At 70.8% G+C, this 23,094-nt stretch carries 22 protein-coding genes and 5 tRNA genes; 7 read left to right on the top strand and 20 right to left on the bottom strand.

Annotation, left to right across the window (positions count from 1 at the left end):
• Positions 1–36: 36 nt before the first annotated feature.
• The 5 genes from ruvC to BQ9890_RS03405 form a co-directional block, all read right to left on the bottom strand.
• Complete coding sequence (gene ruvC / locus BQ9890_RS03425) at positions 37–666, bottom strand: crossover junction endodeoxyribonuclease RuvC (RefSeq protein ID WP_075889366.1); 630 nt, start codon at positions 664–666, stop codon at positions 37–39.
• A gap of 10 nt (positions 667–676) precedes the next feature.
• Positions 677–1,267 (bottom strand): pyridoxal 5'-phosphate synthase glutaminase subunit PdxT, encoded by a 591-nt coding sequence (gene pdxT, locus BQ9890_RS03420; protein ID WP_075889364.1) that lies wholly within the window; start codon positions 1,265–1,267, stop codon positions 677–679.
• Positions 1,261–2,178: a pyridoxal 5'-phosphate synthase lyase subunit PdxS gene (gene pdxS, locus BQ9890_RS03415; RefSeq protein WP_268258655.1), complete on the bottom strand. Its 918-nt coding sequence runs from the start codon at positions 2,176–2,178 to the stop codon at positions 1,261–1,263. Before pdxS ends, pdxT begins: the two co-directional genes overlap by 7 nt.
• 2 nt (positions 2,179–2,180) lie before the next feature.
• A complete protein-coding gene (locus tag BQ9890_RS03410; protein ID WP_075892651.1) occupies positions 2,181–2,942 on the bottom strand; it encodes a YebC/PmpR family DNA-binding transcriptional regulator in 762 nt (253 codons plus the stop codon).
• 154 nt (positions 2,943–3,096) lie between these two features.
• Entirely contained in the window at positions 3,097–4,563 is a 1,467-nt protein-coding gene (locus tag BQ9890_RS03405; protein WP_075889360.1) for a family 20 glycosylhydrolase, read from the bottom strand.
• A gap of 108 nt (positions 4,564–4,671) precedes the next feature.
• Between BQ9890_RS03405 and BQ9890_RS03400 the strand changes: the two genes are divergently transcribed.
• From BQ9890_RS03400 to BQ9890_RS03380, 5 genes are all read left to right on the top strand, one after another.
• Entirely contained in the window at positions 4,672–5,826 is a 1,155-nt protein-coding gene (locus tag BQ9890_RS03400) for an ROK family transcriptional regulator (protein WP_075889358.1), read from the top strand.
• Positions 5,827–6,042: 216 nt separating this feature from the next.
• Entirely contained in the window at positions 6,043–7,230 is a 1,188-nt protein-coding gene (locus tag BQ9890_RS03395) for an extracellular solute-binding protein (RefSeq protein ID WP_230297796.1), read from the top strand.
• 65 nt (positions 7,231–7,295) lie between these two features.
• Positions 7,296–8,267 (top strand): carbohydrate ABC transporter permease, encoded by a 972-nt coding sequence (locus BQ9890_RS03390; RefSeq protein WP_078062208.1) that lies wholly within the window; start codon positions 7,296–7,298, stop codon positions 8,265–8,267.
• A gap of 106 nt (positions 8,268–8,373) precedes the next feature.
• The gene (locus BQ9890_RS03385) at positions 8,374–9,186 is read left to right on the top strand and encodes a carbohydrate ABC transporter permease (RefSeq protein ID WP_230297795.1); all 813 of its coding nucleotides are present in this window, start codon (positions 8,374–8,376) and stop codon (positions 9,184–9,186) included.
• Positions 9,183–10,148 (top strand): ROK family protein, encoded by a 966-nt coding sequence (locus BQ9890_RS03380; RefSeq protein ID WP_075889356.1) that lies wholly within the window; start codon positions 9,183–9,185, stop codon positions 10,146–10,148. Before BQ9890_RS03385 ends, BQ9890_RS03380 begins: the two co-directional genes overlap by 4 nt.
• Positions 10,149–10,183: 35 nt before the next feature.
• On the opposite strand, the gene BQ9890_RS03375 is transcribed toward BQ9890_RS03380, so the two are convergent.
• From BQ9890_RS03375 to BQ9890_RS03305, 15 genes are all read right to left on the bottom strand, one after another.
• A complete protein-coding gene (locus BQ9890_RS03375; protein ID WP_075889354.1) occupies positions 10,184–10,726 on the bottom strand; it encodes an NUDIX hydrolase in 543 nt (180 codons plus the stop codon).
• Complete coding sequence (locus BQ9890_RS03370) at positions 10,723–12,009, bottom strand: PrsW family intramembrane metalloprotease (protein ID WP_075892649.1); 1,287 nt, start codon at positions 12,007–12,009, stop codon at positions 10,723–10,725. The genes BQ9890_RS03375 and BQ9890_RS03370 overlap by 4 nt, the downstream gene beginning before the upstream one ends.
• Before the next feature lie 13 nt (positions 12,010–12,022).
• Positions 12,023–12,637 carry a hypothetical protein gene (locus BQ9890_RS03365; protein WP_075889352.1) on the bottom strand — a complete coding sequence of 205 codons (615 nt, stop codon included), beginning with the start codon at positions 12,635–12,637 and terminating at the stop codon, positions 12,023–12,025.
• Positions 12,634–13,809, bottom strand: a complete 1,176-nt coding sequence (locus BQ9890_RS03360; RefSeq protein WP_075889350.1) for a glycosyltransferase family 4 protein — start codon at positions 13,807–13,809, stop codon at positions 12,634–12,636. The genes BQ9890_RS03365 and BQ9890_RS03360 overlap by 4 nt, the downstream gene beginning before the upstream one ends.
• Positions 13,806–14,756 carry a phosphatidylinositol mannoside acyltransferase gene (locus BQ9890_RS03355; RefSeq protein WP_075889348.1) on the bottom strand — a complete coding sequence of 317 codons (951 nt, stop codon included), beginning with the start codon at positions 14,754–14,756 and terminating at the stop codon, positions 13,806–13,808. Before BQ9890_RS03355 ends, BQ9890_RS03360 begins: the two co-directional genes overlap by 4 nt.
• Complete coding sequence (gene pgsA, locus BQ9890_RS03350) at positions 14,753–15,370, bottom strand: phosphatidylinositol phosphate synthase (protein ID WP_075889346.1); 618 nt, start codon at positions 15,368–15,370, stop codon at positions 14,753–14,755. The genes BQ9890_RS03355 and pgsA overlap by 4 nt, the downstream gene beginning before the upstream one ends.
• Positions 15,370–15,975 carry an HIT family protein gene (locus BQ9890_RS03345; RefSeq protein WP_075889344.1) on the bottom strand — a complete coding sequence of 202 codons (606 nt, stop codon included), beginning with the start codon at positions 15,973–15,975 and terminating at the stop codon, positions 15,370–15,372. The genes pgsA and BQ9890_RS03345 overlap by 1 nt, the downstream gene beginning before the upstream one ends.
• Positions 15,976–15,984: 9 nt before the next feature.
• Positions 15,985–18,003, bottom strand: coding sequence for a threonine--tRNA ligase (gene thrS / locus BQ9890_RS03340; protein ID WP_075889342.1), 2,019 nt, complete (start codon positions 18,001–18,003; stop codon positions 15,985–15,987).
• Between the two features lie 182 nt (positions 18,004–18,185).
• A complete protein-coding gene (locus BQ9890_RS03335; protein WP_075889340.1) occupies positions 18,186–19,256 on the bottom strand; it encodes a lipid II:glycine glycyltransferase FemX in 1,071 nt (356 codons plus the stop codon).
• A 21-nt stretch (positions 19,257–19,277) separates the two neighbouring features.
• The gene (locus BQ9890_RS03330) at positions 19,278–20,537 is read right to left on the bottom strand and encodes a carboxylate--amine ligase (RefSeq protein WP_075889338.1); all 1,260 of its coding nucleotides are present in this window, start codon (positions 20,535–20,537) and stop codon (positions 19,278–19,280) included.
• Between the two features lie 187 nt (positions 20,538–20,724).
• Positions 20,725–20,796, bottom strand: a tRNA-Val gene (locus BQ9890_RS03325).
• A gap of 1 nt (position 20,797) precedes the next feature.
• A tRNA-Cys gene (locus tag BQ9890_RS03320) sits at positions 20,798–20,868 on the bottom strand.
• A 38-nt stretch (positions 20,869–20,906) separates the two neighbouring features.
• Positions 20,907–20,979: transfer RNA gene (locus BQ9890_RS03315), tRNA-Gly, on the bottom strand.
• 64 nt (positions 20,980–21,043) lie between these two features.
• Positions 21,044–21,115, bottom strand: a tRNA-Val gene (locus tag BQ9890_RS03310).
• Position 21,116: 1 nt separating this feature from the next.
• Positions 21,117–21,189, bottom strand: a tRNA-Gly gene (locus BQ9890_RS03305).
• 254 nt (positions 21,190–21,443) lie between these two features.
• Between BQ9890_RS03305 and BQ9890_RS16590 the strand changes: the two genes are divergently transcribed.
• Together BQ9890_RS16590 and BQ9890_RS03295 are read left to right on the top strand one after the other, a co-directional pair.
• A complete protein-coding gene (locus BQ9890_RS16590) occupies positions 21,444–22,268 on the top strand; it encodes a sensor histidine kinase (RefSeq protein ID WP_143226223.1) in 825 nt (274 codons plus the stop codon).
• Positions 22,265–22,993: a response regulator transcription factor gene (locus tag BQ9890_RS03295; RefSeq protein ID WP_075889336.1), complete on the top strand. Its 729-nt coding sequence runs from the start codon at positions 22,265–22,267 to the stop codon at positions 22,991–22,993. Before BQ9890_RS16590 ends, BQ9890_RS03295 begins: the two co-directional genes overlap by 4 nt.
• The last annotated feature ends 101 nt before the right edge of the window (positions 22,994–23,094 follow it).

Below are 23,094 nucleotides of genomic sequence, written 5' to 3'. Positions count from 1 at the left end.
CGCCGTGCCCACCGAGGGGCGAACACCTGTACGATCCTAGCCCCGCTTCAGGCGCGGATCGACCGCACCCGTGCGGCGTTGCGCGGCCTGTGCCTCGGCCCAGAGCCGCTGCGCCGGGGTGAGGGAGCCACGGGTGCTCACCTTGCCGGAGAGGGAGACCGAGATGCTGGAGTCCTCCCCCGAGCCGAGCAGCCCCGTGCCGCGCCACGCGTGGCAGATCGCGATGGCCAGGGCGTCGGCGGCGTCGGCGGGACGCGGGACCTCGGTCAGTCCGAGCACACGTGCCACCATGTGCTGGACCTGGGCCTTGCCCGCCGTCCCGGAACCGGTGATCGCGGCCTTCACCTCGGAGGGGGTGTGGACCGCCATGGGCAGTCCGGCACGCCCCACGCAGACCATGGCCGCCCCCATGACCTGCATGGTGGTGGTCACCGACTGCAGGTTCTCCTGGGCGAAGACCCGCTCGATGGCCACCACCTCGGGGTGGTACTCGGCGATGGCGGAGTCGATCTCGTCGGCGATGGAGCGCAGCCGGAAGTGGGTGGCCAGCTCCGTGCCGGAACGGGCCACGCCGACGTGGACGAGCCGGGCGCGTCTCGAGGGCTCGACGTCGACCACACCGATTCCGCAGCGGGTGATGCCCGGGTCGATCCCCATGACACGCACGACCGCGACCTCAGTTCCCCGACGCCATGTCCACGAAGAGGCGGTGGAGGCGTCCGTCCCCGCCGACCTCGGGGTGGAAGGAGGTGGCCAGGGCGTGCCCGCTGCGCACGGCCACGACCGGGCCGTCGGGGGTGTTGCCCGCACGTGCGAGCACCTCGACACCGGATCCGACCTCCTCGACCCAGGGGGCCCGGATGAAGACGGCGTGGAAGGGGGCGTCGAGTCCGACGACGTCGAGGTACTCCTCGTAGGAGTCGACCTGGCGCCCGAAGGCGTTGCGGCGCACCGTCATGTCGATGGCCCCCAGGCTGTGTTGGTCGGGGCGCCCGTCGAGCACGACCCGGGCGAGCAGGATCATGCCCGCGCAGGTGCCCCACACCGGCATGCCGTCACGCACCCGCTCCGCCAGGGGACCGAGCAGGTCGAAGGCGACGAGGAGCTTGGACATGGTGGTCGACTCCCCCCCGGGGATGACCAGGGCGTCCACGGCGTCGAGCTCGGCGAGACGACGTACGGGCAGCGCGCGGGCGCCGGAGTCCTCCAGCGCCCGCAGGTGCTCCGCGACGTCGCCCTGCAGGGCGAGGACGCCGACCGTCACCATCCGCGTTCCGCGAGGTGGTGGCCCACCGGGATGTCGTCGACGTTGATGCCCACCATGGCCTCGCCGAGCCCACGCGAGACGTTGGCGATGACGTCCGCGTCGTCGAAGAAGGTCGTGGCCTTGACGATGGCGGCAGCCCGCTTGGCGGGATCGCCGGACTTGAAGATCCCCGAGCCCACGAACACGCCCTCGGCACCCAGCTGCATCATCATGGCCGCGTCCGCCGGGGTGGCGATGCCACCGGCGGTGAAGAGGACGACGGGGAGGCGTCCCTCGCGGGCGACCTCGGCGACCAGTTCGTAGGGCGCCTGGAGTTCCTTCGCGGCGACGTAGAGCTCGTCCTCCGGCAGGGAGGTGAGCCTGCGGATCTCGTCGCGGATCTGACGCATGTGGGTGGTGGCGTTGGAGACGTCGCCCGTCCCGGCCTCGCCCTTGGAGCGGATCATGGCCGCACCCTCGGTGATGCGCCGCAGCGCCTCACCCAGGTTGGTCGCCCCGCACACGAAGGGGACCGTGAAGTCCCACTTGTCGATGTGGTGGGAGTAGTCGGCGGGGGTGAGCACCTCGGACTCGTCGATGTAGTCCACGCCCAGGGACTGGAGCACCTGCGCCTCGACGAAGTGGCCGATGCGGGCCTTGGCCATCACCGGGATCGAGACGGCCTCGATGATGCCGTCGATGAGGTCGGGGTCGGACATGCGTGCCACACCGCCTTGGGCACGGATGTCGGCGGGCACGCGCTCGAGCGCCATGACGGCCACGGCACCCGCGTCCTCGGCGATCTTCGCCTGCTCGGAGTTGACGACATCCATGATGACGCCGCCCTTGAGCATCTGCGCCATCCCACGCTTGACCCGGGAGGTACCGACCTCGCGGGCGTCCCCCTGCTGTCCTTCGGCCTGGTCCGACACGCTCACTCCTCGTCCTCAAGCTGCTGGCGGACCTCGTCGGGAACCGTCATGTTCTGGTACACGTTCTGCACGTCGTCGGAGTCCTCCAGGGCGTCGACCAGGCGCAGGACCTTCTCCGCGCCCTCCAGCCCCAGCTCCACGTCCGTGGAGGCCACGAACTGGTTCTCCGCGGAGTCGTAGTCGATGCCCGCGGCCTGCAGGGCCTTGCGGACCTCGACCAGGTCGGCCGGGTCGGACTCGATGACGAAGCCGTCACCGGTGTCCTCCACGGCGTCGGCACCGGCGTCCAGGACGGCCTCGAGGACCTTCTCCTCGTCGAGCCCGTCGGCCCTGGGCACCTCGATGACACCACGACGGGTGAACAGGTAGGAGACGGATCCGGGGTCGGCCAGGGAGCCACCCGAGCGGGTGAAGGCCAGGCGCACGTCCGAGGCCGCACGGTTGCGGTTGTCCGTGAGGCACTCCACGAGGAATGCGACACCGTTGGGGCCGTAGCCCTCGTACATGATCGTCTCGTAGTCGGCGCCACCGCCCTCCGCGCCGGAGCCGCGCTTGACGGCGCGGTCGATGTTGTCGGCGGGGACGGAGTTCCTCTTCGCCTTGACGATGGCGTCGTAGAGGGTGGGGTTGCCGGCCGGGTCACCGCCGCCCGTGCGGGCAGCCACCTCGATGTTCTTGATGAGGCGCGCGAAGAGCTTGCCGCGCTTGGCGTCGATCGCCGCCTTCTTGTGCTTCGTGGTGGCCCACTTGGAGTGTCCCGACATCAGTGCTCCCTCAGGGGTGGATTCGTACCACACCATCCTACCCGCGCCGCAGGGGGCGGGCCCGCCGTCCTCCACCGTGGGACCACGTGACGCGCACGGCGCCCCTCCCCGCCCGGACGCGGCACACCCCGGCGGGCTCCTCGGTGCTCGGTCCTCACTGCACGGTCCCCTCCCAGTCCACCCCCGGTGAGCGGTGCCAGGAGAGCCCACGGGCCTCCCAGGACCTCCCCGCCGCCACGACCCGGCGCCGGAAGGAGTCCCACTGCCCGACCCCGCTGCCCGACCAGGCCACCTCCGCGGCCGCTGCGAGGCGCGGCAGGAGCAGGGTGGTGAGGTCCTCGAAGGTGCGCACGGTCTCGGTCCACAGGCAGGCCTCGACCCCCTCGACGGATCCGGCGGGCAGACCGGGGACGACCTCGTCGGGGTCCCACTCCAGGGCCTCACGCAGTTCCGTCGTCCCCATCCAGGTCAGTCCCAGGGGCGTGGAGTCGTCGTACTTCATGTCGAGGTAGACCTTCGAGGCGGGTGAGGCGATGACGCCCACCCCGCGGCCCGCGGCCTCCAAGACGGGAGCGAGGTCGAGGCGTTCGTCCCACACCTGGACCAGGTCCGACGCCCCCAGCAGGGTCGCCGCCTCCTGCCAGGCCACTGCGGACAGCCCGGCACCGTGGACCCGCTCCAGCATCATGCCGACCAGGCGGGAGTACTCCTCGGGTGGGGTGGCGTGGGACTCGTCACCGCCGATGTGCAGGCCGTGGGCGGCCCAGGGACGCAGGGCGTCCACCACGGCGTCGAGGAAGCGTCCGGTGCCGGGGGCCGCGGTGGACAGGGTCGAGAAGCCGACCTCGGTGCCCGTGTAGGCCTCCGGCGCCCGGCCCCCGGGAGAGAGGTCGGGCAGTGCGTGCAGGGCGGCATTCGTGTGTCCGGGGACGTCCACCTCCGGGACGAGGACGATCCCACGTCGTTCCGCCTCCTGCGCGAGGACGCCCAGGTCCTCCTGCGTGAGGAACCCCCCAGGGTCCCCGTCCACGGCACCTGCGGAGGACCTCTCCACGAGTTCGGGGAGGTCGGGGACCTCGACACGCCAGCCCTGGTCGTCGCTCAGGTGGAGGTGGAGGACGTTCAGTGAGAGCTCCTCCATGAGGTCCATGACCGTGAGCAGGTCCGCGGGCCCGAAGAAGTGGCGCACGATGTCCAGTCCGAGGCCGCGCCACCGGTGGGCGGGCCGGTCGAGCACCGTCGCCACGGGGAGCGTCCCGCGACCCGCCCGGACCATGCGTCGCAGCACCCAGGAGCCCCGCTGAACGCCGCGCCCACCGGTGGCGGACAGACGGATGCCGTCCCGCGTGACCTCCAGGAGGCTGGCCTCCGCCACCTGCCAGTCCTGGGTGTCCTCGGGGAGTCCGAGGTCCGACGCCCCCCTGACCCGTCGGAGGTCCACGCGCACGCCCCGACCGTCCACGTCGACGACGGTGTCCGGCAGCACCGGTGAGGGCGTTCCCGGCCCGGTCACGGAGTCGACCCCCGCCCAGCGCACGGGCACCTCCCCCACTCCCCCGGCCACCCGGTACGGGCGCGGGACCAGTCCCCACCGCGCCCCGAAAGCCTCTTCCGTCCCCATGTCCGCTCCCCACTGCGCAGTCCGACCTGCCTGTTCGTCAGGTCACAATGTGATCACGGTAACCCAAAAGGGTTCTCTGTTCACTGTTAGTTTGCTTAACTAACTCGCATGAGTCCACGGGAACTGCGGGTCACCGGGCGTGCGCTGCCGTCGCAGGCACGCACGCACAACCGCGCCGCGGTCCTCCAACACCTCTTCCACCACGGACCCTGCTCACGGGCCGAGCTCTCCCGGACCACCGGCCTCACCCGGGTCACCGTGTCCGCCCTCGTCGAGGACCTCATCTCCGAGGGGCTGACGGCGGAACTGGGGACGGAGAACCCCACCGGGCGCGTGGGCAAGCGCGCCATCCTCGTCGGTCTCGCGGAGGACCGCTGGCAGATCGTCGCCCTGGACCTCACCAATGACGGTGCCATCTCCGGTGCGGTGCTCACCCTCTCGGGCCAGGTCGTCCACCGCCGCACCGGGAGGCGTCCGCTGCCCCAGGGAGAGGCTGGCGTCGAGACCCTCACGGCGTTCGCCCGCACCCTGCTCGCGCTCGCCGACCAGCAGGTGCTCGGCGTCGGGGTCTCCTCCCCCGGTGTCATCACCCCTGAGGGACTGGTCGAGCAGGCCCCCAACCTGGGGTGGTTCGACCTGCCACTCGCCGGGATCCTCACGCGCTCACTGGGGCTCCCGGTGCTGGTCGCCAATGACGCCAACTGCGCAGCCCTGGCGGAGTACTCCTTCGGGGGTGCTGCCGGGGGCAACCTGCTGCGGCTCCACATCGGTGTCGGCCTCGGGTCGGGACTGGTGCTCGACGGCGCCCTGCTCCAGGGGGCCGGCAATGCCGCCGGTGAGGTCGGACACGTCACCGCCGTCGACGACCGTGACACGGAGCAGACGCTCCTGGGGCCCCCCAAGCCCTGCGCCTGCGGACGGCGCGGGTGCCTGGAGACGATCCTCTCCGCCCCTGCCCTGCGCGAGGACCTGCGCGGCCTCGACGAACAGCGCAGCGCGGAACACCTCAGAGCGGTCGGACGCCGACTCGGGACCGTCCTGGCCCCCGTCGTCTCGACCCTCGACCTCACCGAGCTCATCGTCTCGGGTCAGGACCACCTGGTCGCGGGGGACCTCCTGGAGAGTGCCTCGGGCACGATCCGGGAGCGCATCCTCCCCCGTTCCACCAGGTCATTCGTCATGCGCATGTCCACCCTGGGGGCGGACGGGGCGCTGCGTGGTGCAGCCGTCCTCGTCCTCTCCGGACGACTGGGGATCGCATGAACGCGCAGTCCCACCACACACCACCCCGGGGCACCGACGTGGCCCGACATGAAAGGAACACCCGATGAAGCAGTTCAGACGCCCGTTCGCCGTCCTCGCGGCGATGTCGATGGCGGTCGGCATGGCCGCCTGCTCCCAGGGGTCATCCGACCAGGAGTCCTCCGGGGAGGCCGCCTCCGGGGGCGACGCCACCGTCGAGCCCGGGGACATCACCCTGTGGCTCGCCGGTTCCGACACCCGGACGAACTCCGCGACTACCTCAAGACCACGTTCGAGACGGAGAACCCGGGGTCGACACTCACGATCGAGGAGCAGGACTGGTCCGACCTCGTCACCAATCTGAACACCGCACTGCCCGACGCCGCCAACACCCCCGACATCGTCGAGATCGGCAACACGCAGGCCCCCACCTTCACCACGGTCGGCGCCTTCCGTGACCTCACCCCCATCTACGAGGAACTGGGCGGCTCCGACCTGCTGCAGTCCTTCGTCGACGTGGGCACGGTGGACTCGAAGGTCTACGCGGTGCCCTACTACTTCGGTTCCCGCTACATCTTCTACCGCAAGGACATCTGGTCCGCGGCAGGACTCGAGGTCCCCACGACGCTGCAGGAGTTCTCCGACGACGTCGCGGAACTCACCACCGACGACCGCTCCGGCTTCGCCATGGGCGGCCAGGACTGGCGCAACGGCATCTCCTGGGTCTTCGCCAACGGTGGTGAGCTCGCCACCGTCGACGGCACGGAGTGGACCTCCACCCTCTCCGACCCGAACACGGTCAAGGGCCTGGAGATGTGGCAGGACATGGTCCGCACCTCCTCCAAGCTCCCCACCACCGAGCGTGACGTCGCCTACTGGGACTTCCTCAACGACGGGACCGACGGGGCCGACCCGGCGGCCGCCACGATCATGGCCCCCGGCTGGGCCCGCTGGTCGATCGGTGACCTGACGAAGAACGACGACGGCGACGAGGTCCGTGACGGCATGGCGGACGACTCCAAGTTCGACGTCTTCGCCCTGCCCGGCGTCGACGGCGGCGTCGCCCCCGTGTTCGCCGGTGGCTCCAACATCGCGATCTCCGCGAAGTCCCAGCACCCCGAGCTCGCGGAGAACCTCCTGAGGATCGTCTTCTCCGAGGAGTACCACGACATGCTGGGCAAGGCGGGCCTCGGCCCGGCGAACCAGAACTACGTCTCCTCCCTGGGTGACGACAAGTTCGCCAAGACGATGATCGAGACGGCGGCGGCCTCCAAGCTGACGCCCGCGGCCCCCGGCTGGGCCGCGATCGAAGGGGCCTTCGTCTACGAGGAGCTCTTCCAGAAGATCGCCGACGGCGGTGACGTCACCCAGCTCGCCACCGAGTACGACGCGAAGCTCACGCCGATGCTGAACGGCCAGAGCTGACCGACGACCCATCCCGGGGTGCCCGGCCCCAGTGGCCGGGCACCCCACCCTCATGAGGGACCACCATGACCCAGCACCCCCCAGTGGCGCCCAGCGCGCCGACCCCGACCCCCCTCCCCCGCACCACGGAGGAGGCACGTCCCCGGAAGCGGCGACGCTCCCTCGTCCCCTACGCCCTCCTGGCGCCGGCAGTCCTCTGCCTGGTCGCCGGACTCGGCTACCCCGTCATCTGGCAGGTCATCACCTCCATGCAGCAGTACGGGCTGGCCCAGCAGTTCGGTCAACCCCCCGAGTTCGTCGGCCTGGACAACTTCGCCCGCGTCTTCGCCGACGGCCGCCTCTGGGCAGTGGTGGCCCGCTCCATCGCCTTCTGCCTCTTCAACGCCGTGGTCACCGTCGCGGCCGGCCTGGCCTGCGCTCTGCTCATGCGTTCGGTCACCGGTCCGGTGCGCGTGATGATCCAGGTCTGCCTCCTGCTGGCCTGGGCCATGCCCATGGTCGCTGCCGTCACCGTCTTCCGGTGGCTGTTCGACTACCGCACCGGTGTCGTGAACTGGCTCCTCACCTCCCTCGGGTCCACGGGCTTCAGGCAGTACTCCTGGCTGTCCACCCCTCTGACCTTCTTCCTGGTGGCCTCCCTGGTCATCATCTGGATGTCCGTCCCCTTCGTGGCGCTCTCCCTCTTCGCGGGCCTCACCCAGGTCCCCGAGGAGATCATCGAGGCCGCCCAGATCGACGGCGCCTCCCCCACCCAGCTCCTGCACCACATCCTCCTGCCGATGGTCAGGCCCGTCCTCTCCATCGTCCTGCTCCTCGAGATCATCTGGGACCTGCGGGTGTTCGCACAGATCCGGCTCCTCCAGGACGCCGGCGCGCCCGTGGCCGAGACCAACCTGCTGGGCAACCTCATCTACGAGCTCGGCATCGGCCGGCAGGACTTCGGTGGGGCCTCCGCGGTCTCCCTCTTCGTCCTGGCCCTCACCATGCTCCTGAGCTGGCCCTACGTCCGCTCCCTCATGAAGGAGGACGCGCAATGAGCGCCCCGACGACCACCGGCGTCCGTGCCACCCCCACCTCCGAGCGACCCGCCGCGAACCGCACCCGCATCCGACCCGGACGGGTCCTGCTCAAAACCTGCTCGGCGTGGTCGTCGCCCTCGCATGGGTGTTCCCGGTGTACTGGATGCTGCTGTCCGCCCTGAGCCCGAACGCCAGGCTGCGCCAGGTCCCGCCCTCGTTCCTCCCGACCAACGCGACCCTGTCGAACTTCCGCCGTGTGGCCACCGACCCCGGCTTCGCCAGCGCCCTGCGCATGAGCCTGTCGATCACCCTCCTCACCGTCGCGGTGGTCCTGACGTTCGCCTTCCTCGCGGCACTGGCGATCTCGCGCTTCCAGTTCCGCGGCCGCAGGTCCTTCGTCCTCGCGGTCCTCTTCATCCAGATGCTCCCCGCCGAGGGCCTCTTCATCGCCCAGTACAAGATGCTCTCCACCATCGGGGCCACCGTGCCCGCCCTCGGACTCAACTCGGTCCTCGGTGTCACCGTCCTCTACTCCGCCGCCGTCATCCCCTTCACCGTGTGGATGCTGCGCGGGTTCGTGGCGGGGGTGCCCGCGGAACTCGAGGAGGCGGCCATGGTCGACGGGCTCTCGCGCACGCAGGCCTTCATCCGCATCACCTTCCCCCTGCTCGCGCCGGGCCTGGTGGCCTCGGGGGTCTACGCCTTCCTGCAGGCGTGGAACGAGTTCACCATCGCCCTCATCGCCCTGCCCGAGGCCAGCTCGCAGACCCTGCCGCTGTGGCTGCGCGGGTTCCTCAACGCCTCCGTGAACCGCGGCGTCGACTGGGCCCAGGTGATGGCGGCGTCGTCCCTGATCGCCGTGCCGGTCATCATCTTCTTCCTCCTCGTCCAGGGCCGGATGACCTCCGGCCTCGTCTCGGGCGCGGTGAAGGGATGACCCCCGCGCACCACCGGGACGTCCCCGCCCTGGCCCCGGGGGAGGTGGCCGTCGGCATCGACATCGGGGGGACGAAGACCCTGGCCACCGCCTACACCTCCCTGGGGGCCGTCGCCTCCGCCCGCCGCAGGACCCTCCACGGACAGGACGGTCTCCTCGTCAGCGTCGACGAGGTGCTCGCCGAGCTGGCCGGCGCACTCCCGGCCACGGCGGAGTTCACCCTGCGCGCGATCGGCATCGGCATCCCCGGAGTGGTCTCCCCCATGCTCGGCACCGTGGCGAACGGAGTCAACGTCGGCATCGGGGCCGAGGCACTCCCCTTGGCGGGCCTCGTGGCGGAGCTCACCGGGGTCCCCGTCCACCTCGAGAACGACGTCGCCGCCGCCACCCTCGGTGCCGCACATGCGCTGGGGGTCGGGGACGACGTGGCGCTGATCTCGTTGGGCACGGGGCTGGCCGCCGGCATGGTGCTCGACGGGGTCCCTCGCACGGGTTCCCGGGGGAGCGCCGGGGAGATCGGACACATCCCCTACCGCGAGGACGGGCCCCTGTGCCCCTGCGGGCAGCACGGGTGCCTGGAGCTCTACGCCTCCGGGCGCGCCCTGGCGGGCATGTGGGACACGGACCCCGCCACCCGTCCGGTCACGGACCTCCTCCGGAGCGCGCACGAGGGCGACCCCCGCGCCCGTACGGTGCTGGACCAGTGGATGGGTGCGGTCGCCCACGCGGTGACCCTGGTCGGGCTCGGTGTCGACGTGGCCGCCATCCTCATCGGGGGCGGCGTGAGCGAGGCCGGCCAGCCCTTCCTCGAGGAGCTGCAGGACACCCTGCGCTCACGCGCACACGACTCGGGATTCCTCACGCAGATGGACCTGGCCTCGCGCCTGGTCCTGGTCCCCCCCCCCGACCTGGAGGTGGCCACCTTGGGGGCGTGCCTGGCGGCGCTGCGATCCCCCGGCTGAGCGGTCCGGCTCGGGGCGGACCGGGTCGGGGCGGATCAGCTCGAGGGGTCCCGTCCCTCGTGGACGGTGAGGGTGGTGCCGTCCCACCCCTGCCTCCAGGAGCGGGCCAGGGGGACCAGGTCGCGGGGGTAGACCTGCACCCGCTGTGACTCCACCTCCAACTCGTCCAGGTCCCACCACTTCTGCCCGTCGACCACCTCGCGCTCCAGGTCGGTCCACCCGGCACGGTCGAGCGCCACGCGGGCGGTGTGGGCGACGAAGAACCACTCGTCCTGGCGGGCGGTGACGTTGAGGAAGTCGAACTCCGCGCGTCTGTAGAGCACCGGTCCCACCATCTGCGAGGGGAGCACACTGATCCCCGTCTCCTCGCGAAGCTCCCTCGAGGCGCCCTCGCGGGGGGTCTCCCCTGCGGTCAGACCTCCCCCGATGGTGAACCACCAGTGCCGGTCCGGTTGGTGGAGGTCGTGCCCGATCGCCAGCAGGAGACGCCCCCGGGGGTCGAAGAGGACCACCCGGCCCGCTTCGCGGTGGGGGACGCCGTACTCGTCGGGGACCCACTCCGGACCCAGGTCCGTCATGCGCCCATCCCCGCCTGGGCCGCAGCCGTGCGCGTGGCACGGAGGAACTCCCGACGTGCCTCCCCCAGGCCCTCCAGGAGTTCACGGTCGTGGGCGACACGGTCCTCCTGGCGCCCCACCCGTGACATCATCACCTGGTCCAGGCCGAGGCTGGCGGCGCTGGCCTGGAAGGTGCGCATCGCGCGCGCCGACGACCGGCCCCCCGTGCGCGCCCACCTGCGTGCGTTGCGACGCGCACCGCGGTCGACGACCACGGGGACCTCGGCGGGCAGTATCCACCCCGTGCGGACGTAGGGCTCCAGGCCGCGGGCGATCGTGCCCGCCTCGCGACGTGCGGCGAGCAGGAGGGCGGTCATCCAGCAGGCGAAGAGCGGGAACTCCACCGCCAGGTACCAACCGATCCACGACATCCCCGCACTGCTGGCCAGCAGGTTCCACAGTCCGTGCACCGCCACGGCCGCGAACCACCCCAGCGGCCACATCCACACCCACGCCCGGCGCGACCGCATGCGCACCACTGCCCACCCCAGGGCGAGACCGATGAAGGACGTCGCCATGGGGTGCACGAAGGGGCTGAGCACACCGCGCATGAACACCACTGCCCCGAAGGAGATCCCCCCCGACTGTCCCGCCTCCAGGAAGTACTGGATGTTCTCCACGAACGCGAAACCGGCACCCGCGTACCCGGCGTAGACGATGCCGTCCAGGGGGGAGTTCAGGCTGGTGCGCCGCCACAGCACGATGAGGACGACCCCGAGGCCCTTGAGGAACTCCTCCACGAAGGGCGCCACGAAGACGGAGACGACGACCATCGAACTGCGGTAGTCACCCGTCACCATCGCGACATTGGTGAGCATGGCCGTGTTGACGACGGACGCCGCCAGGGTCGCGACACCCGCGCCCCACAGCAGGACGACCACGCACGGTCCCACGGGCTCCGGCTCCCAGCGGTCGATGTGGCGCAGCAGCGCCACCACGAAGACCAGCGGGAACAGTGCGAGCACGGACATGAGCACCGTCGAGGCGACCCCTCCGGCCACGACGTAGCCCACGACCAGGGCCGCGACCCCCGAGACGCCGAGACCGATGAAGACGATCTCGAACCAGGGCAGCGAGCGGCGTCGGCGCGGCACGTCCCACACGGGGGCACCCGCACCGGGTCGGGGGCCACCGGTGGCCGGGACCTCCGCCGCCTGCTCGGCGGCCCCGGACCCCGCTGCGGCGATGCGCCCCAGCCGGTACTCCTCGCCCGGGCCGCCCCAGCGGCCGTCGTCCCCGTCCATGGATCCCCCCACCTCACGCACCGGCGGTCGTCGTCGCGTCATCGAAGTCGATGGTGGACGGGGCGGGGGCGCGCCCGTAGAGGCGTAGCAGCCGCACCCAGGGGTTCTCCCGCAGGTGGAGCACCTGGGTGACGTCCAGGTTGTGCATCGAGCGTGCCAGCTGGACGCGGTAGCAGGCCATGTCCAGGGAGTCCAGGAGCTCGCGGCCCCCGGGGGCCTCCGCCACACGGTCGCGTTCGTCAGGGGTCAGGGTCTCCCGCACGGCGCGGGTGAGGGCCGACTCCCGCTCATTGCGCTCGGCCACGGCGTGCTCGTCGACGACGCCGTCGTGGAGCCCGTCACGCCTGCGGTCCAGGTCGTCCATGACGAAGAGTGCCTCCTCCCCCGTCAGGCAGTCCAGGGCCGCGCGGTCCACGGATGCGGCACCGTCGGGGGGGAGCAGGCCCGAGGCGACGAGCAGGCGCGCCTCGGACGCCCGACGGACGGTGAGCCGGTCCAGGGCGTCACGGGTGGACAGCAGGCGGCAGTGGAGCCGGTCGAGTCGCTTGGCGAGCTGGAAGGAGTACCACGACGCGACCAGCACCACTGCGACCACGACGGCGATGAGCACCCACCAGGCCCCGCTCATGCCTGTTCGCTCCGCAGGCGGCCCCGCAGCAGGGACAGGGCGGTGGTGGGGCGACCCTCGCGCGAGGGCGAGGCCCCGACGACGGTCTGGTACACGGCCAGGATGCGTTCGGTGACGACACCCCAGTCGTACTGGGCGGAGGCCCGCTCCCCCGCCCGTGCCACCTCCGCGAGGGCTGCCCGGTCGTCCAGGGCATGGACGAGGGCGTCCGCCAGGGCGTCGGAGTCACCGTTGGGGAAGAGGATCCCGGCCCTCCCGTCCGCCAGGACCGCGCGGAAGGCCTCCAGGTCGGCGGCCACGACCGCACATCCGGCCGACATCGCCTCCACGAGGACGATCCCGAAGGACTCGCCCCCGGTCTGGGGGGCGACGTAGACGGTGGAACCACGCAGCAGGGACTCCTTCTCGGAGTCCGTGATCTCCCCGAGGAACTCCACCGAGTCCCCCAGCGCGCCCAGCGCACCACGTTCCTCCTCGGCACTGCCACGGCCGGCGATGAGGAACCGGGTGCCGGGGTGGGCCTCCAGGACACGGGGGACGGCGCGAGCGAAGACGGGCAGCCCCTTGCGGGGCTCGTCGAGCCGTCCGAGGAAGGTGATGACGGGACGCTCGGGCGTCTGTTCCCAGCGCGGGAGCGGTGAGGCGCTGCGGAAGGAGGCCGTCTCCACCCCGTTGGGGATGATGACGGCATCGCCCCCGTGGTGCTCGACCAGGGTGCGCCGTGCCTCCTCCGAGACGGCGATGCGTGCGGAGAGGCGTTCCATCAGGGGACGCACCACCCCGGCGGTCGCCTCGCGCGCATAGGAACGCTCCATGGCGGAATGGAAGGTGCCCACCACCGGCGAGTCGGCGTTCATGACGGCCAGCATGGAGATGGAGGGGACGGTCGGCTCGTGGACGTGCAGGACGTCGAAGGCGCCCTCGTCGAGCCACCGCCTCGTGCGGGCGGAGACCACGGGTCCGAAGGAGAGACGGGCGACGGAGCCGTTGAAGGGGATGGGCACGGCGGGTCCCACGGACACTGCGAAGTCGGGGAGGACCGACTTCGAGGAGGGGGTGAGCACGGAGACCTCGTGGCCACGCCGGATCAACTCACCGGCGAGGTCGCGCACGTGGTACTGGACACCGCCGGGCACGTCCCAGGAGTACGGGTTGACGATCCCGATCCTCATGGGCGTTCCGCCTCCTCCTGTTCCTTGCGTCGGTGCCTCTCCCGGGCCCTCGCAAGGCGCTCCGGGTCGAGGTCCTCGACGAACACGGGTTGCATCATGTGCCAGTCTCGCACGTACTCACGCATGAGGGGAGCGACGGCGTCCACCCAGGCCTGGGTGTGGGTCTCCACACCCGTGTGGGTGGCCGTGGGCCCGGGCGCCGGGACGGGGCCCCTGAGCTCGAGGGCGAGGGTGGCCCCGCCGGGTTCGTCGACGTAGTGGAGCACTCCGGTCACCAGGGGTCGTCCGAGTCGCTCCGCCAGGGCCGCGGGCCCTGCGGCCACGAGTGCCCGGTGACCGCACAGGTCGACCTCGATCCCGGCGCCCGTGACGTCCCTGTCGGCCAGCAACGGCACGACGACACTGCGTCCACGGGCGCGCTCCACGAGTTGCGGGAAGACCGACTCCCCCCTGCCCGCCCCGATGATCTCCATCCCCAGGCCCTCACGGAAGGTGACGAAGGCGTCGAAGAGTTCGGGGGGGTCCAGGCGTTCGGCGACCGTGAGGATGGGCATGACGTTCTGCGCGACGTCCGCGCCCCCCAGGTCCCAGTTGCCCGAGTGCGTCAGTGCCAGCACCACGGGCCCGTCCGCACCGAGCGTGCGCAGCAGGTCCGGGGGGTCCATGCGCAGGACCACGGCGATCTGCTCACGGGTGAAACCACCCAGGGCGAACTGCTCGGCGTAGTTGCGCATGTGGGAGCGGACGGCGGCCCTCGCCTCGGTCCGGGTGGGGCGTCGACCCAGCAGACGCGCGTGGTTGTCCTCCAGGCGGCGCACCTGCCTGCCCCTGGACAGCCACGCGAGGTCCGCCACGATGCCCGAGAAGCCCCTGACGACGCCGATGGGCAGCCTGGGGGCGATCCTCCACGCGGCGAGGTAGAGGGATGCGGTGAGCCGGCCGCTCACCGGGCCAGCGCCCGTCGGGTGAAGACGATGCGCTGGACGACGGTCACCAGGGAGGCGAAGGCGACCCAGCACAGTCCCACGGCGTACATCCACTGCGGCAGCCCCCACTGGGTGACCGCCGCACAGACGAGTCCCACGATGAGCCGGTCGGTGCGCTCGGCGATCCCGACCTTCGCGATGACGCCCACCGTCTCGGCCCGCGCGCGGGCGTAGGGGACGGTTCCCACCCCGACCATGGCGATGGTGCCGGCGATGACGCTGACGGTGCGCACCGGGCCGTCCTCCATGCCCAGCGCCGCCCAGGCGAGCAGTGCGCCGAAGACGGCACCGTCACCGAGACGGTCCAGGGTCGAGTCGAGGAACGCCCCGAACTGCGACTCCTGTCCCGTCATGCGTGCCAGGACGCCGTCGACCGAGTCGCAGAAGAGCACGACCCCCAGCAGGATGCCGCCGATGGCGAGGTGGCCCCGTGCCAGCACGCCCACCGAGATCCCGATGGTGAGCAGGGTGCCCGTGACCGTCACCATGTCGGGGGTGACGTGCAGGGCGGCGAGCACCCGTGCGAAGGGGGTGAAGATCGTGCGGGTGATGGAACGCCCGTGGTTGCCGAGCATCAGTCCTCCTGGGGACGCGGAGTGGTCGGTGCGTGCGCGGTCGTGGTCCCGCCCTCGTCGGGCCAGGCCGCGGCGAGCCTGGTGCGGGCATCCTCGAGGAGCTCGGGGATGGCCTTGGTCCGGGCGATGATGGGCAGGAAGTTCGCGTCCCCCGCCCAGCGCGGCACGACGTGCTGGTGGAGGTGGGCGGCGATCCCTGCTCCCGCGACCTCCCCCTGGTTCATGCCCAGGTTGAAGCCGTGGGGGTGAGCGACCTCCCGCTCGACGCGCATGGCGGTGGCGGTGAGGGCGCCCAGCTCGTCACGCTCCTCCGGCGTCAGGTCCGTGTAGTCGCTGACGTGTCGGTACGGGCACACGAGCATGTGGCCGGAGTTGTAGGGGAACAGGTTCATCAGGACGAAGCAGGTGCGACCGCGGTGGACGATGAGGGCGTCCTCGTCGCTGCGCCGCGGGGCCTCGCAGAAGGGGCACTCCCCCGACGAGGCGTCCGCCGGCTTGTGGTCCCCGTTGATGTAGGCCATCCGGTAGGGGGTCCAGAAGCGGTCGAAGCCGTCGGGGACACCCGCCAGCGTGCGCGCGTCCTCGACGTGTTCCTCATCGCCCATCAGCGCACCTCACAGCGCGTCGGTGTTCACGCGGTCACGGATGTGCGCGCAGATCCGTTCCACCGCCTGCCCGACCGGGACGCCGTTCTCCTGGGAGCCGTCACGGAAGCGGAAGGAGACCGCGCCTGCGGCCACGTCCTCGCCCCCGGCGATGAGGGTGTAGGGCACCTTCTCCTTGGCGGCGTTGCGGATCTTCTTCCCGAAGCGGTCATCGGAGTGGTCGACCTCGACGCGCACGCCGCGGGCGCGCAGTTGCGCCGCGACCTCGTCGACGTAGCCGTCGAAGGCCTCCGCGACGGGCACCAGGCGGACCTGCACGGGGGCGAGCCAGGCGGGGAAGGCCCCCGCGTAGTGCTCGACGAGGACGCCGATGAAGCGTTCGACCGACCCGAGCTTGGCGGAGTGGATCATGACGGGACGCTGGCGGGAACCGTCGGCGGCCGTGTACTGCAGGTCGAAGCCACGCGGCTGGTTGAAGTCGTACTGCACGGTCGACATCTGCCAGGTCCGCCCGATGGCGTCCTTGACCTGCACGGAGACCTTGGGGCCGTAGAAGGCCGCGCCACCGGGGTCGGGGACCAGGTCCAGGCCGGTGGAGGCGCAGGCGTCCTCCAGGATCCGGGTGGCCTCGGCCCACTCCTCGTCGGAGCCGATGAACTTGTCCTTCTTCTTCCCCGACTCGTCCCGGGTGGACAGCTCCAGGTAGAACTCGGTGAGCCCGAAGTCGCGCAGGATGCCCAGGAAGAAGTCGAGGAGCATCTTGATCTCGTCCTCGGCCTGGTCGGGGGTGCAGTAGGTGTGGGAGTCGTCCTGGGTGAACCCGCGCATGCGGGTCAGGCCGTGGACCACGCCCGACTTCTCGTAGCGGTAGTCGTGGCCCATCTCGAAGAAGCGCAGCGGCAGCTCACGGTAGGAGCGCCCGCGGCTGGCGAAGATCAGGTTGTGCATCGGGCAGTTCATGGCCTTGAGGTAGTACTCCTGGCCGGCCCGGGTCACGTGGCCCTCGGCGTCACGCTCCTCGTCCACGGACATCGGGGGGAACATGGTGTCCGCGTAGTAGGGCAGGTGGCCCGACTTGTGGAACACGCCGCCCTTGGTGATCTCGGGGGTGTGGACGAAGTCGAAGCCCGCCTCCAGGTGGCGCTGGACGACGTACTCCTCGATGACGTGGCGCAGGATGCCCCCCTTGGGGTGGAAGAGCACCAGCCCCGGTCCGACCTCCTCCGGGAAGGAGTAGAGGTCGAGCTCCGCGCCGAGGCGGCGGTGGTCGCGTCGCTCCGCCTCCTTGAGGCGCTCCTGGTAGGCGACGAGGTCGTCCTTCGTGGCCCAGGCGGTGCCGTAGATGCGCTGGAGCGCGTCACGGGACTGGTCCCCGCGCCAGTACGCGGCCGAGGACTTCGTGAGCGCGAAGCCGTTGCCGATCAGACGCGTGGAGGGCAGGTGGGGGCCGCGGCACAGGTCCTTCCAGGCGACGGTGCCGTCGCGGCGGACGTTGTCGTAGATGGTGAGCTCGCCGTGGCCGACCTCCACGGAGGAACCGTCATCGGCACCTGAGCCCTTGGTCTCCACCAGCTCCAGCTTGAAGGGCTGGTCCGCGAGTTCCTCGCGGGCCTCCGCCTCGGAGACGACGCGGCGACGGAAGGTCTGGCCCTCCTTGACGATGCGCTTCATGCGCTTGTCGAGGTCGCGCAGGAGTTCCGGTGTGACGGCGTCGATGTTGCCGAAGTCGTAGTAGAACCCGTCGGTGATGTAGGGCCCGATACCGAGGTTCACGTCGGGGAACACCTGCTGGACGGCCTGGGCGAGGACGTGGGTGGTGGAGTGGCGGAGGATCTCCAGGCCCGTGGGCGAGTCGATCGTGATCGCGGTGACCGTGGCGCCGGTGGGCAGGGGTGTGGCGAGGTCCTTCGGGGTTCCGTCGACCTCGATGGCGACGACCTCACGTCGGTCGGCGTACCACTGGGTGCCGGTCGTGCCCTCCTCGAGCTGGCGGGGTTCGCCGTCGATGGTCACGTCGATTGATGGCACAGGTGTGCTCCTCCATCCATGGTGCCCGGGGCACCGACTGCCCCCGGGTCCCCGCACGTACCGGGTGCGGGCGTGGACACGGGTCCCCCCGGGGTTCTGACCCGCCCATGCTACCCGCTGGTCCCGTGCCCCCTGACGAGGGCGACCACCCGTGGTCCGACCCGTCGGGGTGCCGCACCACCTCAGTCGCGGTCGTGGTCCCCACGCAGGCGACGCAGGTCGGCACCCAGCCGGGCCCCCAGGCTGCGGCTTGTGTGCTTGGCGTGCAGGGCCCTGACGAGGAGGGTGTACACACCGGTGTGCACCGGCATGTCCCACGCACCGTCGACGTCGGTGAAGGAGCGGGCGAAACGCTGCTTGTAGCGACCGACGCCGTAGAGCTCCGGGACCCGTGGGGAGTGGGCGCCCATGAGGTCCAGGCCCTGGATCCCCTCCCCCGCCAGGATCACTGCCACCCCGAAGTCGAGCGCGTCGGGACCCAGCACGCTGCGTGCCCGCGCCGAGGACGCCCCGTAGTAGGCCATGGCGCGACGGTCGTTGAGGACGACCATGTCCCAGCACACGAGCTCGCCGTCCACGCGGATCCCGAAGAGGCGGGCGTGCTCAGGACCCAGCGTGGTCATCATGTCCCAGTAGACCTGCTCGGGATGCGGTCGGAACCCGTCCCTCGTGGCGGTCTCGACCAGCACCGAGTAGTACTCGTCGAACTGCTCCCGGTCCAGGCCCGTCTCCTCGAGCAGTCGGCCCCCGCCCTCGTCCATGCGCTTGCGGGCACGCCGGACGGCGCGGCGGCCATCCGTGGTCATGGACTCCAGGACCGACTCCTCGGTGCCACCGGTGGTGTCGATGACCACCGTACGGTCGTAGGTGATGCCCTGGATCGGCTCACGCAGGTCGCAGGCGGAGTACGTGGCGTGCAGGCGCACGAACACCACGCGGCGGTCCCTCTGGCGCACCAGCTGGGCCAGGTCCGTGCGGAAGCGCTGGGCCCGCTGGGGGCTCTGCTCCTTGAGCCAGACCGGTCCGTGCCGCGCCCACAGGTAGGTGAAACCGCGCAGGGAGATCTCGTGGAGACAGACCAGGGCGCAGGTCCTCCCGTCCTCCTCCCAGGCGTAGCGGCCCCACAGCGTCCTGCCCTGGGAGGCCTCGAAGGCCTCCCAGACCGCAGTCTGCTCGATGGGCAGTGGCACGACGCCGGCAGCTGCCCTGCGCATCTCCTCGGCGGTGAGGGAGCGGAACCCGGTGTCGGTCATGCAGGAACTCCGTCCACGGGCTCAGAACGACCGGTCGGTCGCCTCGGGGTAGTACCGGCGGAACTTGCGGTACTGGTTCGCCTTCTGCAACGCCACGACCACGCGGCGGTGCAGGTCGGTCTCGGCAGGATACTCCAGGGGATCGAACCGGCGCCCGGACCTGATGAGTCCGCCCACGCGCTCCCGCAGGGCGGGGTCCCGCAGGTAGTGGAGCAGCAGACGGTCCGGGACCAGGGAGTAGAGCACCTCGGCGCGCAGTTCCTCGGGCTCGGGGGGGCGGTGGTCCACCAGGTCGGCGACCATGGGGACCATGGGGTTGCGACCCCCGGCGGTCATGTACCAGTTGTTCCGCCCGATGCGGGGGTTGACCTCGAAGAACAGTGCGCGTTCGTCGCGCGGGTCCACCTTGACGTCGAAGTTGGCGAATCCCCGGTAGCCCGTGTGCTCGAGGATGCGCCGGGCATCGTGCCAGAGCTGTTCGAAGGGCTCGGTGATCATCGCCACCGGGTTGCCGATCATGGTCGGGGCATGGTCCTCCAGGAGCACACGGGCCGAACCGACCAGGCTCGTGCGACCGGTGGAGTCGACGTAGGCCGTGATGGAGCGCATCTGCGTGTTGTCACCGGGGACCAGTTCCTGGACCAGGAAGGTCCCGCGGAACCCTGCGTCACGCAGTGTGGTCCACAGGTCCTGGAGCTCACCCGGGTGCTCGACGAACCAGATCTTGCGCTTGCCGGGGAACTCGACGGCGTCGTAGGCGTCACCGCGGGCGGCCTTGGCGACCACGGGGAAGTCGAAGGGGACCTCAGGGGCAGTCCACGAGGGGTCCTCCGCAGTGGAGAGGTCGACCAGCACGGTCGCGGGTGTGGGCACGTCCAGGGCATCGCACACCCGGGCGAAGGCCGCCTTGTCCGTCACGTGCTCGACGATGTCGAGGTCCGGGAAGGGCAACGCGTACCACTGGGAGAGCTCCTCGGCGTGGCGGGCCACGAAGGCGGAGTGCACGTCGTGGTTGGCCATGAGCACCATCCGGCGCCCCCGGTGGGTGGCGGCCAGACGCCGCAGGACCTCCAGGACCGTCACGTCGTCCGCGTGCGCCGGCAGGTGCTCGGTCTCGAAGGCCACCGAGCGGGAGACCGCCTCGGTGGGCGCGGACGCCACCGCGATGCTGCGGACCCCGAAGGCCTCGTGGAAGGAGCGTCCGATGCCGTAGACACCGATGTCACCACCCAGGACGACCGGCAGGAGGTCGTCCCTGTCGCCATGCTCGTCGTTCGACACCTCTGCTCCGTTCCGGCGGTGGTCCTCTCCCGCCCCGTGACACACTAGCTGCCGCGCGGGGTCGCACAGGTCCCAGCACGCCGTGGACACCCGGCCACGGAGGTCAGGAATGTCCGCCGTCCGGCCCTCACCCCACCGGAATGGAGAGGGGCAGATCAGAGACCCGCTCTGACCTGCCCCGTTTCGGTGGGCGATACTGGGATCGAACCAGTGACCTCTTCCGTGTGAAGGAAGCGCGCTACCCCTGCGCCAATCGCCCGAGGTGGGTACGGGATTCGAACCCGTGTGTACGGCTTTGCAGGCCGCTGCCTCGCCTCTCGGCCAACCCACCATCCTGCCCACCAACTGCCCGGGGACACCGGTGGATCGAGCGGATGACGGGACTCGAACCCGCGACCCTCACCTTGGCAAGGTGATGCTCTACCAACTGAGCCACATCCGCGCACGACCGCTGGGCCGGTCGGGGCTCGCACCCCGTTCGACCGGACGTGGTCCGGCCGCGACCGTGGGCGATACTGGGATCGAACCAGTGACCTCTTCCGTGTCAGGGAAGCGCGCTCCCGCTGCGCCAATCGCCCGAGCGGATGACGGGACTCGAACCCGCGACCCTCACCTTGGCAAGGTGATGCTCTACCAACTGAGCCACATCCGCGTGCCCGTTTCAGGCCTCTCGGCCCTCCGTGGGAACGCATGGAAGCCTAACAGGTCATCGCGCCTTCCACGAAATCGAGCACGCTGCGACTCCGCTCACACGGAGGTGGCGCCACCCGGCCACCCGCGCCCTGCCCACCCCGTGTCCGGCCGGTCAGCGTCCCCCTGTGGCACGGCACCCGGCCCGGTGCGTGCGGCACGGGACGACCGACCAGCCGCCGCTCCCCGCGCCCGTGTGTGTGGGAGCATCGGGACGTGTTCCACTCCTCCGCCCAACTGCCCCTCTGGCTCGTGTCCGCATGGGCGTCGGTGACTCTCGCCCTCCTGGTCGTCACCGTGCTCGCCTGCGTGGGGTGGGCCCGCGCGCGACGGGAGGTCGCCGCGCAGGCACCGAGCTCGCAGGACGAGATCGTCCACGCCCAGTTGCTCTCCCACGAGATCCGCACCCCGCTGGCCCTGGTGCGCGGGGCCGCCGAGCTCATCTCCGAGGAGACCCCGGGGCCACTCACGCCCACGCAGCGCTACTTCGTGGACACCATCGTCCAGAACACGGGGCAGGCGATCTCGATGGCCGAGGACTTCCTCCTCGACGCCCGTCTCCGTCACGGCGCCACCGCCCTGGAGGTCGTGCCCACCGACCTGCGGGTCCTGGTGCGCGACGTGGTGCGCGAGTTGCGACGGGTCTCGGACCTCTCGATCCACCTGGACGACAGGGGCGAACCCCTCGTCGCCCGGGTCGACCCGGGGTTGATCCGCCAGGTCATCTGGAACCTCGTCAACAACGCGCTGCGCCACTCGGGCTCCACCGTGGTCTCCGTGAGGATCGCAGGTGGTGACGAGGGTGCCATCATCTCCGTCTCCGACGACGGACGAGGCATGGACCCGTCCCAACGACAGGACCTCTTCACCCCCTTCTCCTCCGACGCCCCCGGACGCTCGGGAACCGGTCTCGGGATGTCCATCACCCGGCGCATCGTCGAGGCCCACGGTGGCAGGATCGTCGTGGACACCATGGCCCGGCGCGGGACGACGGTCTTCACCGTCCTCCCCCTCGCCCCGACCGGGAGGGAGCGTCGATGAGCGCGGGGACAGCACCTCAGCCCCTCGTCCTCGTCGTGGACGACGAGCCACAGATGGTCGCGATCATCACCTTCGCCCTCGAGACCCAGGGTTTCGCGACACTCGCCGCCATCGATGCGGCCGCGGCATGGCAACTGCTGACCTTCCACCACGTCGACCTCGTCGTCCTCGACGTGATGCTCCCCGACTCCTCCGGACGTGACCTGTGCCGACGGATCACCACTCGCCTGGGAACCCCGGTGATCCTCCTCACCGCCCTCTCCGACTCCGAGGACAGGATCCGCGGCCTGGAGGCGGGCGCCGACGACTACGTGACCAAGCCCTTCGGCCCCCGTGAGCTGGCCCTGCGCGCCCAGGCCATCCTCCGACGCACCGGCGCGGTCCCCACACTCCCCGAGGGAGGCACCCTCGTCTGCGGTCCCCTGCGGGCCGACCTCGCCACCGGGCGGATCCGGTGGGGTGCCGGGGTGCTGCGCCTGCCCGAGATGGAGCGACGGCTCCTGGTGCGCCTCATGCGGGATCCCGGGGAGCCGGTGTCCCTGCGGACCCTCCTCAACGAGGTCTGGGAGACCACCGCGCTGGAGGGCGGCCGGGACATGGTGAAGTCCTCGGTGTACCGCCTGCGCCACCAGTTGGGGCTGCAGGGCGCTCCCCCCGACCTCGTCGAGGCCGTCCGGGGACGCGGGTACAGGGTGAACATCCTCCCAGACTCCCTGGGCGCATGACCGGACGGTGACGGGACCGTCACCGTCCGTCACCGTCTGGGTCCTCGCGGTCACCAGGGCCCCGGCAGGCTGGAATGGAGCCCCGGGAGCCGCAGGCGCGC

Origin of the sequence: Actinomyces provencensis, from assembly GCF_900155435.1 — a bacterium.
Lineage (GTDB): Bacteria > Actinomycetota > Actinomycetes > Actinomycetales > Actinomycetaceae > Pauljensenia > Pauljensenia provencensis.
Note: the sequence above shows the minus strand (reverse complement) of the source record. Positions and strands in the feature narration are given on the sequence as shown.

What these genes read in the sequence shown, in the direction of transcription:
- BQ9890_RS03405 (WP_075889360.1), bottom strand. Translation starts at nt 4,563, where the DNA reads ATGGGGACGGAAGAGGCTTTCGGGGCGCGGTGGGGACTGGTCCCGCGC.
- BQ9890_RS03410 (WP_075892651.1), bottom strand. Translation starts at nt 2,942, where the DNA reads ATGTCGGGACACTCCAAGTGGGCCACCACGAAGCACAAGAAGGCGGCG.
- BQ9890_RS03380 (WP_075889356.1), top strand. Translation starts at nt 9,183, where the DNA reads ATGACCCCCGCGCACCACCGGGACGTCCCCGCCCTGGCCCCGGGGGAG.
- pdxT (WP_075889364.1), bottom strand. Translation starts at nt 1,267, where the DNA reads ATGGTGACGGTCGGCGTCCTCGCCCTGCAGGGCGACGTCGCGGAGCAC.
- BQ9890_RS03365 (WP_075889352.1), bottom strand. Translation starts at nt 12,637, where the DNA reads ATGAGCGGGGCCTGGTGGGTGCTCATCGCCGTCGTGGTCGCAGTGGTG.
- BQ9890_RS03370 (WP_075892649.1), bottom strand. Translation starts at nt 12,009, where the DNA reads ATGGACGGGGACGACGGCCGCTGGGGCGGCCCGGGCGAGGAGTACCGG.
- BQ9890_RS03295 (WP_075889336.1), top strand. Translation starts at nt 22,265, where the DNA reads ATGAGCGCGGGGACAGCACCTCAGCCCCTCGTCCTCGTCGTGGACGAC.
- pgsA (WP_075889346.1), bottom strand. Translation starts at nt 15,370, where the DNA reads ATGCTCGGCAACCACGGGCGTTCCATCACCCGCACGATCTTCACCCCC.
- BQ9890_RS03360 (WP_075889350.1), bottom strand. Translation starts at nt 13,809, where the DNA reads ATGAGGATCGGGATCGTCAACCCGTACTCCTGGGACGTGCCCGGCGGT.
- BQ9890_RS03375 (WP_075889354.1), bottom strand. Translation starts at nt 10,726, where the DNA reads ATGACGGACCTGGGTCCGGAGTGGGTCCCCGACGAGTACGGCGTCCCC.
- BQ9890_RS03335 (WP_075889340.1), bottom strand. Translation starts at nt 19,256, where the DNA reads ATGACCGACACCGGGTTCCGCTCCCTCACCGCCGAGGAGATGCGCAGG.
- BQ9890_RS03400 (WP_075889358.1), top strand. Translation starts at nt 4,672, where the DNA reads ATGAGTCCACGGGAACTGCGGGTCACCGGGCGTGCGCTGCCGTCGCAG.
- BQ9890_RS03390 (WP_078062208.1), top strand. Translation starts at nt 7,296, where the DNA reads ATGACCCAGCACCCCCCAGTGGCGCCCAGCGCGCCGACCCCGACCCCC.
- BQ9890_RS03345 (WP_075889344.1), bottom strand. Translation starts at nt 15,975, where the DNA reads ATGGGCGATGAGGAACACGTCGAGGACGCGCGCACGCTGGCGGGTGTC.